This is a genomic window from Companilactobacillus furfuricola, assembly GCF_003946325.1.
GTDB classification, from domain to species: domain Bacteria; phylum Bacillota; class Bacilli; order Lactobacillales; family Lactobacillaceae; genus Companilactobacillus; species Companilactobacillus furfuricola.
In genome coordinates this window covers 1-10,974 of record NZ_RHNT01000070.1, presented here as the reverse complement: position 1 = coordinate 10,974, position 10,974 = coordinate 1, and the positions used below count along the sequence as shown (strand labels likewise).

Annotated in this window: 12 protein-coding genes; 5 read left to right on the top strand and 7 right to left on the bottom strand. The window is 38.9% G+C overall.

The genetic code is table 11. The features are described 5' to 3' along the window. Positions 1 to 480: 480 nt before the first annotated feature. From nrdF to nrdH, 4 genes are read right to left on the bottom strand one after another with little or no spacing between them, the layout of a single operon-like run. Entirely contained in the window at positions 481 to 1,455 is a 975-nt protein-coding gene (gene nrdF, locus EKM78_RS11800; protein ID WP_125772468.1) for a class 1b ribonucleoside-diphosphate reductase subunit beta, read from the bottom strand. Between the two features lie 44 nt (positions 1,456 to 1,499). Then, entirely contained in the window at positions 1,500 to 3,665 is a 2,166-nt protein-coding gene (gene nrdE, locus EKM78_RS11795) for a class 1b ribonucleoside-diphosphate reductase subunit alpha (RefSeq protein WP_125772466.1), read from the bottom strand. Further along, positions 3,637 to 4,026: a class Ib ribonucleoside-diphosphate reductase assembly flavoprotein NrdI gene (gene nrdI, locus EKM78_RS11790; RefSeq protein ID WP_125772464.1), complete on the bottom strand. Its 390-nt coding sequence runs from the start codon at positions 4,024 to 4,026 to the stop codon at positions 3,637 to 3,639. Before nrdI ends, nrdE begins: the two co-directional genes overlap by 29 nt. A 3-nt stretch (positions 4,027 to 4,029) precedes the next feature. Continuing rightward, positions 4,030 to 4,260 carry a glutaredoxin-like protein NrdH gene (nrdH, locus tag EKM78_RS11785; protein ID WP_125772462.1) on the bottom strand — a complete coding sequence of 77 codons (231 nt, stop codon included), beginning with the start codon at positions 4,258 to 4,260 and terminating at the stop codon, positions 4,030 to 4,032. A gap of 255 nt (positions 4,261 to 4,515) precedes the next feature. Here nrdH and EKM78_RS11780 point away from each other — a divergent pair, with 255 nt between their 5' ends. Beyond that, complete coding sequence (locus tag EKM78_RS11780; RefSeq protein WP_125772460.1) at positions 4,516 to 5,142, top strand: LVIS_2131 family protein; 627 nt, start codon at positions 4,516 to 4,518, stop codon at positions 5,140 to 5,142. 103 nt (positions 5,143 to 5,245) lie between these two features. Here EKM78_RS11780 and EKM78_RS11775 read toward each other — a convergent pair whose 3' ends face one another. Further along, positions 5,246 to 5,455 carry a DUF2187 domain-containing protein gene (locus EKM78_RS11775; RefSeq protein ID WP_125772458.1) on the bottom strand — a complete coding sequence of 70 codons (210 nt, stop codon included), beginning with the start codon at positions 5,453 to 5,455 and terminating at the stop codon, positions 5,246 to 5,248. A gap of 92 nt (positions 5,456 to 5,547) precedes the next feature. Here EKM78_RS11775 and EKM78_RS11770 point away from each other — a divergent pair, with 92 nt between their 5' ends. The 3 genes from EKM78_RS11770 (at position 5,548) to EKM78_RS11760 (ending at position 7,950) form a co-directional block, all read left to right on the top strand. After that, complete coding sequence (locus EKM78_RS11770) at positions 5,548 to 6,099, top strand: guanylate kinase (protein ID WP_125772456.1); 552 nt, start codon at positions 5,548 to 5,550, stop codon at positions 6,097 to 6,099. 220 nt (positions 6,100 to 6,319) lie between these two features. Further along, the gene (locus EKM78_RS11765; protein ID WP_245995077.1) at positions 6,320 to 7,042 is read left to right on the top strand and encodes a C40 family peptidase; all 723 of its coding nucleotides are present in this window, start codon (positions 6,320 to 6,322) and stop codon (positions 7,040 to 7,042) included. A 524-nt stretch (positions 7,043 to 7,566) separates the two neighbouring features. After that, complete coding sequence (locus EKM78_RS11760; protein ID WP_125772452.1) at positions 7,567 to 7,950, top strand: VOC family protein; 384 nt, start codon at positions 7,567 to 7,569, stop codon at positions 7,948 to 7,950. Positions 7,951 to 8,319: 369 nt separating this feature from the next. On the opposite strand, the gene EKM78_RS11755 is transcribed toward EKM78_RS11760, so the two are convergent. Together EKM78_RS11755 and EKM78_RS11750 are read right to left on the bottom strand one after the other, a co-directional pair. Beyond that, positions 8,320 to 9,645 carry an MFS transporter gene (locus EKM78_RS11755; protein ID WP_125772450.1) on the bottom strand — a complete coding sequence of 442 codons (1,326 nt, stop codon included), beginning with the start codon at positions 9,643 to 9,645 and terminating at the stop codon, positions 8,320 to 8,322. A 3-nt stretch (positions 9,646 to 9,648) separates the two neighbouring features. Beyond that, entirely contained in the window at positions 9,649 to 10,161 is a 513-nt protein-coding gene (locus EKM78_RS11750; RefSeq protein WP_125772448.1) for a DUF1440 domain-containing protein, read from the bottom strand. Positions 10,162 to 10,690: 529 nt separating this feature from the next. On the opposite strand from EKM78_RS11750, the gene EKM78_RS12870 reads away from it, so the two are divergent. Continuing rightward, a complete protein-coding gene (locus EKM78_RS12870) occupies positions 10,691 to 10,840 on the top strand; it encodes a hypothetical protein (RefSeq protein ID WP_164507261.1) in 150 nt (49 codons plus the stop codon). Positions 10,841 to 10,974: the final 134 nt, after the last annotated feature.

Here is a 10,974-nt window from a genome sequence, read left to right as displayed (position 1 = left end):
TGTTGGGCAAACTTATCCTGCATTTCCGGCCTATTAGTCGATTCTTGTACATCAGCTCAGTACTTTGCTTTAGACTTTCTTCAGATTCCACCTCGCGGTGGACACCCTTGTCCTCAACTCGTGATTCCGACTACTACGGCTCACAGTGAACTTTCATCACCTAGCTAACGCCCATGCCGAGCGCACCCAAATTCCTCTTGGCGACGAAGTAGCTTAGAGGAAGACTCGTATTTGAGATTGTTCGGGTGGTCTTCCCGAATAAGCTCAAATCGACGTCGGCAGCGTTCCCCGACCTTAGTTGTTCGATGACTTGCCATCACCATAATCGGTTGCGCAAGTGCGTTAGCACTTACGTTCATTGAATATAGCGCCCCGATCCGGAACCGGCATTGAACGCACAACCAAACAACCTACCACCACCCAAAACAATCCAAAATAAAAAAGCCAACTCAAAGAGTCAGCTTCAAACAAAAAACCTATTTAATCTTTCTTACGACCAATATCATAATCATCGTCTTTCATAGCCTCAACCTTACCCATCAAATAACCATTACCAACTTGTGAGAAGAAATCATGGTTACTAGTACCAGTAGAGATACCATTCATAACAATAGGGTTAACATCTTCAGCGTTACCATCAGGGAACAAAGGACTTTGTCCTAGATTCATCAAAGCCTTATTAGCATTGTATCTCAAGAACACCATAACCTCGTCAGTCCAGCCGATGTCATCATAAAGCGTATGAGTGTATTTCTCTTCGTTGTCATATAGTTCATAAAGAAGATCATACATCCAGTCTTGCATCTTTGATTGCTCATCTTCAGATAACTCATTAAAGGCCAATTGGAACTTGTAGCCGATGTAAGTTCCATGCACTGATTCGTCACGGATGATCAATTTAATGATCTCAGCCACGTTAGCCAATTTGTTGTTACCTAAATAATAAAGTGGAGTGTAAAAACCTGAGTAGAACAAGAAAGTTTCTAGGAAAACACTTGCAACTTTTTTCTGAATACCTGTTCCGTGTTGATAGATCTCGTTGATGATCTTAGCTTTCTTTTGAAGGAATTCATTGTGGTCGGTCCAGTCAAAAATTTCCTCGATCTCTTCTGCAGTATTCAAAGTACTGAAGATCGATGAATAACTTTTGGCGTGAACAGATTCCATGAATTGGATGTTATTGAAGACGGCAGTCTCAGCTTGAGTACGAACGTCTTTTCTGATTTGTTCGATACCGTCTTCTGATTGGAGCGTATCTAGTAGCGTTAAGCCACCAAAGACGTGTCCAACTAAAGTATGTTCAGTCTCGTTTAATGTCCGCCAATCGTCGACGTCATTTGATAGTGGGATCCGAGTATCCAACCAAAATTGTGACGTAAGTTTTTCCCAAGTTGCTTTGTCGACTTGGTCTTCAATTTTGTTCCAGTTTATGGCTTTGTAGTATGTATCGACCATTTAAAATAATCCTCCTGAGTGAATCTAAAGTGAATCTGAAAAAATTAAATTGAGCAGCTTTCGCATTCGTTACTACCGATCTCATCGTTATTTTCAGTAAATGTTCTAACGTAGTAAAGTGACTTGATGCCTTGATAATAAGCATAGTTACGTAAAATACTGAGGTCACGAGTCGTTTGTTTAGTATCTGTCTTCCATTCGTAAATGCCTTCAGGGATCTCTGAACGGAGGAACAATGTCAAACTCATTCCTTGATCAACGTGTTTTTGAGCAGCAGCGTAGATGTCGATAACTTTACGCATATCAGTATCGTAAGCTGATTTATAATACTTGATCGTGTCGTTACTCAACAATGGAGCAGGGAAGTATAGCTTACCATTTTTCTTCTCTTGACGTTCTTCAACTAAACGAGTGATCGGTTGCAGACTGGCACTAGTGTTGTTGACATAAGAAATTGAACCTGTAGGTGCAACAGCCAGACGGTATTCATTGTATAGACCGTATTTTTGAACACTATCTTTAAGTGCTTGCCAGTCTGCTTTAGTAGGAATATCGATATCTTTGAAGAGTTCTTTGACCTTAGCTAGTTTAGGAGCAAAGTCTTCGTTCAAATATTTGTCGAAGTATGAGCCATTAGCATAGTCAGACTTTTCAAAGTTATAAAAAGTTTCCTTGCGATCCTTAGCGATTTGGTTACTTTCCATCAATGTCCAGTAGTTGAGCAAGAGGAAGTAAACGCCAGTGAATTCGATCGATTCTGGTGAACCGTATTCGATCTGGTTTTTAGCTAAGAAAGTATGAAGTCCCATGGCACCTAGTCCAACTGAGTGGCTCAATTTGTTTCCGTGAGCAACAGAAGGAACGGCAACGATGTTTGAGGCATCAGAAACGTAAGTCAAGGCGCGCATCATTGAACGCACTGACTTTCCGAAGTCAGGACTGTCCATCATGTTCAAGATGTTAGTCGAACCGAGGTTACAGCTGACATCTGTTCCCATTTTGACGTACTCTTGAGCATCGTTTAGTTCTGAAGGGATCTGTACTTGTTGGATCTCAGTACATAAGTTACTCATGATGACTTTACCGTCGATCGGATTTGCCCGGTTAACAGTATCGATATTCAAGACATAAGGATATCCTGATTCTTGTTGTAACTTACTGATCTCGTCTTCAAGTTCACGAGCTTCGATTTTGTATTTCTTGATACGGTCATCTTTGACCATGTTGTCGTATTCTTTAGTAATATCCACGTAAGAAAATGGAACGCCATAAACTCTTTCAACAGAGTAAGGACTAAATAAGTACATGTCTTTGTTCTCACGAACTAATTCGTAATACTTATCAGGTACGATGACACCGAGTGACAAAGTCTTAACTCGGATCTTTTCGTCGGCATTTTCTTTCTTAGCAGATAAGAAGTCAATGATGTCAGGATGGAAAACGTTCAAATAAACGGCTCCGGCACCTTGTCTTTGACCTAATTGGTTACTGTAACTGAAGGAATCCTCCAACAATTTCATAACTGGCAAGACACCAGAAGAAGAATTGTCGATACCCTTGATCGGTGAACCTGATTCACGCAAGTTTGACAGAGTGATACCTACGCCACCACCGATACGTGATAGTTGTAAGGCACTGTTGACAGTCCGGCCAATACTATTCATATCATCAGTTACTTGAAGCAAGAAACAAGATACGTATTCACCACGACGTTTTCTACCGGCATTCAAAAATGAAGGAGTAGCTGGTTGATAACGTTGTGCGATCATTTCAGTTGCTAATGATTTAGCCAATTCTTGGTCGCCGTTAGCGAAGAGCAAGGCGTTGAAAAGGATCCGCATCTCATAATTTTCCAAGTACATGTCACCATCGTTAGTCTTAATGACATATTGGTTGAAAAACTTATATGCTGCCATAAATGACTTAAATTGGAAATGTTGGTCGAGTAAAAAGTTGTAAAGATCTTCGATGAAGTCGAATGGATATTCATCAATGACTTCGTGTTCAATAAAATCGCCATCTAATAAGTAGTCGATATGATCTCTAAAGGAGTCAAACTTAATAGTATTAGGTTCAACGTTTTCACTGAAAAAAGCCTTAATGGCTTCTTGATCTTTGTTCAGTGGAATTGTATTGTCCACTGGGATATTTATTTCATTATTTAATTTGAAGTAACTTACATTAGTTACGTCCAGGTTGTTTAGCCCCAAATTCGTTCACTACTTTCTTGAAATTTTCTACGTCTTTATCAGTTCCGTTGAATTCAAATTCAAATACGACTGGGACGTCTAAGCCCTTGGCAATATCTCGAGCTGTATGATTGTATAAACTGTTAAAATTACGGTTTCCGCCTCCCGCAACACCAACACAATTCTCAGCGTTTCCTTTATATTGAAGGAAATCAATTACTGAATCCATCATATCATCGTCGTAAGAAGGTACGATGAGAATAAACGATCGACCCATTTCGTGAAACGGGTCGGCGTCAGTAATTTGATATGCATCCAAACCAGTCTTCTTAACGAATCTTACGGTTTGGCCTGTAATTGAATAAAAAGCAATGTCTACCATTGACTAGCCAACGAGTCCTTTAAGACTATCTGGGCGGAAGCCAACGATTGGATCACTATTTGCAGGCATAACTACAGGGACGCTTTGGTATCCTTGTTGTTTTAAGTAATCAAGATATTGTGGTTGTTGGTTGATATTTCTTTCTTCAAATTGAACGTTGTGTTCTTTTAAGTATCTCTTTGTCATTCTGCATTGCATGCAGTTGTTTTTGCTATATACGATTACGTTGTTCATAATGGTGGTCCCCTTTGTAAATGTTTCAATGACTAGTTTAAAACAACCAGACCCAATATACAAGATGTAGTGTCTTAATATTTGCGAAACACTGTATTTAGTATGTGGAACGTTGATCTGGCGGGCTTTGTCAATTTTTTCATGAAAAAGCTACCATTTGTTCCAATTTCGAAAAAATAATTGGTTTCGTGTTAAAATTGTCTTATCAATAAAATTGATATAGAACAAATAACCATTGGATTTGAGGAGATTAATATGAACGGATGGAATTTCATAGGGATAATCGCTTGGATTATTGTTATTGCTCTTTTATTCATCGTAGTATTTAACATTAGAAATCGACATTTAAAGATTTTAGTTGAACACAAGAAGAAGATCACTTGGAAAACGATCTGTCTTGATATTGTTGAGATCGTTGTCGTTATCGCTGCGGTGATCGGTATGTTATACATGTCGCTTTTTTCACGAGTAGATTTAAGTAACAAACAAGATATTGCTGTGACATACAAATATGATCCAATGATCGTCCAGACGCGTCCTGATGGACAAGGTTATTACGTCAAGATCGATAAGTCGAACTCTAACAAGTCGACTAACGTTTACCAATATTGGATCAACAATTCAACTTATACAGTTTCTAGCCGTGAAGCAACCATTTCGGATGCTACCTTGCCATTCAGCGTTTCAGGTGTTCATTTGAATTGGCCAATGAAGAAGATCAAGCAGATGGACAATAAGTATCAACATGCTTACGTTATCACTGCTGAAGCTAAGTATAAGAACAACTTCGTCAATGGATTAGGATTACGTGCCGGCCGATTTGCATCAGAATATCGCGTTATCCGTGTACCAGAAAGATCATTCATCGACGTCTCAAAATAGAAGACAAATCGCTTGTCTTGGCTTAGGTATCTCGTATAATTTAAGTCAAAGCAACGAAAAAGGGGCTAAACCAGTTGTGGTTTAGCCCCTTCATGTTCAAAAATTACTTAACTTTGGACATTTTCTTAGCACTAACAACGATTTTGTTGTTAAGTTCCATTTTATTAGGGTCATCTTTAGGATCGTTCTTAACGATTTCAACTAAGGCTGAATGTTCGTAGACTTTTTCAACTTTTCCTTGGAATTCGTAATCCATGTCTTCGTCAACTTTGCAGCTGTATGTTTCGCCGACTTTAATATCTTCAATTTTCATAATCAAACTCCTCTAGAGTTATTTACTTAACAGACTAGTATCATAATATAGTAGTTAAAATATTTCAAACTAAATGCAACGGGATAAATATCATGAATAAAAAAATTATCGTCATAACTGGGGCTTCAGGTACTGGTAAAACAACTATCAGTCGCTATTTAGAAGAAAAATATCAAATTCCACACGTAATCACGCACACCTCGCGTGCTCCGCGAACAGGTGAGAAAAACGGCGTCGATTATTATTTCGAAACTAATGATAGTTTTGAGAATAATCATTACCTAGAACGAGTTGAATACAGTGGTAATAAATACGGTTCTTCAGAAGAAGGACTGCAGAAAGCGTGGCAAAAAGCCGATATTGCTTCGATCGTTCTTGATTCCAAAGGAGCGATTGCTTATCGGAAGAAATATGGTCAAGACTGTATCGTTATTTTTATGAAGGCAGATCCGGATATTGTTGCTGACCGTCTTCGTAATCGAGGGGATGAAGAACACCGCGTTGCCCAGCGATTGGTAAGTGAAGAAAATCGCAGAGACTTTGAGATTCCTAAGGAATTGCATAGAAATCATTATGAAATCATTAACAAAGACATAAGAATTACTAAAGATCGCGTTGATGAGATCATTAAATCGATAAAATAATTAAAAAAATGTCCAGAAAAGCCAAGATTAAGAATCCCTTAATATCGGCATTTCTGGGCATTTATTATTTCTTAAATAAAAGTGTAACATTCTCTTTTAACGTTTGTAACAGTTATGAAATATTCCAAGTGTATAGTTGTCATCGTTGAGTGATAAAAATAACTTATAAAATTTAAAAACTTAAAAAATACAAACAACCATTTTTGGGGGAAATTTAATTTTGAATATTAAGAAAAGTCTTGTTACATTCACAGCCGCAGCATCATTAGCTGTTACAGGTTTTGGTTTATCAAACCTATCTGGAAACACAGAAACACATACAGCACATGCTGCTACTACAATTACAGAAGGCGTTCCTTCAGTTGTTACAACTACAACAACTGCTAAGTTATACACAGAACCTTCATCAAACTCAAAACTAGAAGGTCGTTCATTAGCTGAAAACACACCTTGGGCTGTTGGCCAAGCTGCTAAAGATGACGCTGGTAACATTTGGTACTTCGTAGGTACAAACGCATGGGTTAGAGGCGTTGACGTTACAGTAGGTCAACCAGAAGCAACAACACAAGCTCCATCAACACAATCAGCTGTTGATTCATTGATCAGCACTGCTAAATCATTCATCGGTACACCTTATGTATGGGGTGGAAAGACACCAAGTGGTTTTGACTGCTCAGGTTTCACATCATACGTATACCAACAAGCAACTGGTAAGAGCATCGGTGGTTACACTGTAGCTCAAGAATCAGCTGGACAACAAGAATCAGTTCAATCAGCATCAGCTGGTGACCTATTATTCTGGGGTAACCAAGGTTCAACATACCACGTAGGTATTTATCTTGGAAACAACCAATACATTGCAGCACCTCAACCAGGCGAGTCAGTTAAGATTTCAAATATTTCTAGCTACTTTATGCCTTCATTTGCTGTTAAGGTTCTATAATTTTAAATATGATAATGTGAGTCAGACTATTTTGTCTGGCTCTTTTTTTTGGATTGTGTTGGGATTTTGCTTGTGTTTGTAGTTTGGGTGGAGGTTCATTGCCGGTTCTGTGGGAGGGTTCCGGGAATTGCGACCGTGGAACGCCATGGGCACCACTTTGAGCTATCCGGGAGGTTCGCCCGGATAGCTCAAAGCTGGGCCTTTCACTAAGCTCCTTCGTCGCTAAGTGAAATTTCATGGCTGACGGTCGAATTCCCTCCACCCTCCCACAGAACCTAGTATTAGACAAAATATCTTTTTTTGTGGGGGCACGGTACTTATACTTATATCAAAATGTTGCTTGTTAGGAATTTGTGGTGTTTATATATTTCTGTTTGAGATATTGGTGGAGGATTCTATCTGTTGGATTCAATTGGCGTTATTATATGCGATTTCTGATTCCTGATTTTTGGCAACTTTTTACAATGACTTTATAGATTTTTAGTGCTATTATTTTTTTGAAATTATAGTGTGGGGTGATTGGTATGCATATTGCACATGTTGGTGTTTTTGTTGAGGATCTTGATAAGATTGTGGCTTTTTACAAGCGCTATTTTGATGTTAAGGTTTCGGATGTGTACCATAATGAGCAGACCTCTTTTTCTTCTCGGATTTTGTCGTTTGATGATGGGGCTAAGTTGGAAGTTTGTTCTCGGGATGATGTTTTCGAGGTTGATCGATCTGGATTTACTTGTGGCTTTCAGCATGTTGCTCTTTCTTTGGGTTCGAGGGAAGATGTTGATGAGCTGACTGAACGTATTGAAGAGGATGGCTATGATCATTTGGATGGTCCTCGTGTTACTGGCGATGGTTTTTACGAGAGTGTTATTGCTGACCCTGAAGGTAACTTGATTGAGTTGACGGTTTGATTTTTTTACTCGTAAATGGACATTTTTTTAATATTTGAGGAATAAGAAACCTGTCTTAATTTTTTGATTAGTAAGTCGTTGGAATATGGTAAAATAATAGGGCAACATCGTTTAGTGTTGCCCTGCTAAATCAACAGGTTAAAAACATAAAACGTGTTTTCATCGAACACGAGTTTTAAATAGTTAGCTTTTAAACTAGCTACATCGAATTATGAAGAGGAAAATGAGCTGGAGACGAGAAACCAGTTTATTAAAAAGCTCCAATTTTGGTCATGAGAAACCAAAATTGGAGCTTTTTTTTGCTTTCAAAATCATGAAAACGAGGATAACTTCGATCCAAACAAAAAAAGCCGAAAATAGTTTTCGACTTTAATTTTTTTGCACATTGACTGCTTTTTCAATTTTTGTTTCGTTATACATTAATAGTACTAAAAACATCACTACGTATAATGCCAGTGGAATCAAACCGTAATTTAAATTAATTGCTGAGATTGCTCCGGCTGATTGTACCTGATTCGAATGATATCCTGCTAAGTCTAGAGTTCCAGCGGTTATTAAACCTCCTAAGCCTAAACCTAGATTGACTCCGAAGTCATCAGTTGAAGCTAAGACACCTTCAGCTTGGATCCCCATTGAGGTTCCGTATCTGATAGTGTCAGCGATCATGATCGATACTAGGCCGATGATGAAGCCATTACCGATCGAGTTGATGAATACTCCAGCAAAAATCAGTGGTACGCTTTCACCGTAAGCAGCAGCGGCGATTATTGCTTGTCCGATGAATCCAGCAACTATTCCGATCTGCATGGTACGCTTTTTGCCGATCTTGGCGGAAACGAAGTAGATCGATACCACTCCGATCAAAGCTGTGAAGGTGAATCCGTTAGCCCAAGATACCAAGCCTTCATTTTTGATTACGTATTTGAAGTAATAGATCGTCGTTTGATTTCTGATCGACGTCGTTAGCCAATATAAGAAAATGACGACGGAAATTACCATCCACGGTTTGTTTTGCTTTAACATATTCCAAACTTCTTTTAGTGGTTGGTGGCTAATAGTTTTGTCTGTGAAACGCTCTCTTACGTGGAAGAAGGTGTTTAAGATCAAAGCTAGTGAGATGATACTAAAAAGAATGATGGTGCCCAAGAAACCTTTTTGTTGATCGCCACGACCAAATAAGACTACGAGAGGAATTGTAAAGGTTCCAACGATAAATTGGACGGAGGAACCGAAGAATTGTCTGATGACACCTAATAAGGTGGTCTCGCGTTCGTTGTCGGTCATAGTTGGCAAGATAGAAGTGATCGGCAAGTTAACGGCAGTATAGAAGAAACCTAATCCTAAGTATGTTACGTAAGCCCAAATTAGTTTTCCAGTGTGTGGTAAGAAATTAGGTGTTACGAAAGTCAAGACGGCAAAAATTACATATGGGAAGGCATACCATAAGAAGAATGGTCGGCTTTTTCCCCATTTGGACTTGGTTTTGTCGATCATGACACCAATGATCAAACTCTCAAAAACATCGGCGACCCTGGCTACGACGAATAAAATAGCTGCTTCGCTCGCAGTTAAGCCGAAGACGTCGGTGTAGAAGAAGAGTAGGTATGTGGTCATCATTTGAAAAACTAGGTTATCGGCTGCATCGCTTAGACCATAACTGATCCGTTCGGTTATCGAAGTTCGCCATTTGTTCATGGATTACTTCTTTGCTGTCAAACGACGGTAGAGTTCACGGCCAACAATGTCATTAGTCCACATCCAAGCAATGTGTCCTAAAGCTTCAGAAATGTGTTCTTCAGTAGGTTGTTCAGAAGCTGAAGGGACAGTCTTCATCATTGGCATGATACCGATGTGGAATGCGACCCAAATAGCTAAGCCAAAAATTGTTCCTGAAGTAAAACGTAAATAACGTCTGTTTTGTGTTAAAACTTCATAAATGATCGCAAATGATGTTGAAAAACCAAAATGCATCAAGTAGCTGACCCAAGGTAACTTATGTCCTGAGTACGTGTAAGTTGCATGCGTTACTTTCTCAGGCACTCCAAATTGTTGCAGCAATTTTTGTGGAGGGTTAGTGGCATCTCTTTGGGCAGTACGTGGTGGTAAGATGTTTTCCCAGCCTAATTTGACTAGTCCGGAAATTATCCCCGCTGCTAGACCAGCCTTGATGGCTGCATGAAGATCGGTCTTTTGTCTCTTATTCAGTTTCATATCCTTGTCCTCCTAATTAACATATGCCTTCATTATAAAACAAGCTTTATAATTACGCTTATAATCTGCCGTTATAAAAGACATAATTTCTTCATAATTTGTTTGATTTTATTTCTTAGTTAGGTAGCGGATTTTTCATAAAGTAACGTTATTCTTTATACATAGTCAATTGATAGAGCACATGACTTGATAGGTTATGAGTTCTTTCGATATAAGAGAGGTGACCGGATAGAGAAAACTTAATCAATTTTTATTGATCCCCAATAGATATTTTTCATAAATTACTTACACAACTTATTAAATATAAATAATCCCTAAATTATAGATAATATTCCCCCCTATAAATATTATCCAATCCCCTAAATAATATATGTATTGCTCCCCTAAACGATACATAATTTAGTAACACTCACATCAATCAGTGAGTGTTTTTTTATTGGTGTAAGAGAGCTATGGCAGACAGAAGCGTTTTATTTTGATTTGAGCTGTTAGTTTGTTTGGTTAGCTGGGTGTTGAGGTAGTATTTTGGTTGGTACGTTCAATGCCGACTCCGGGGCCCGGGGATACAGACGCTGGAACGTGGTGGGCACATTTTGAACCAATCGAGCAAAGTGCGCTCGCTTGTTTCAAAACTGCACCTTCCTCTAAGCTCCTTCGTCGCCAAGAGGAAACAGGTTAAGATAGGTGAGTAAGTTAATTCTTGACGGAGAATTAATTTACTCACCTTTTTTTGATAAGGTGAATGTGAGATGTACGCCGTAAGTGAAATTGGCACTTGATGCCGTAGAGGAAACTGGCCATTTCGCTAAGGTC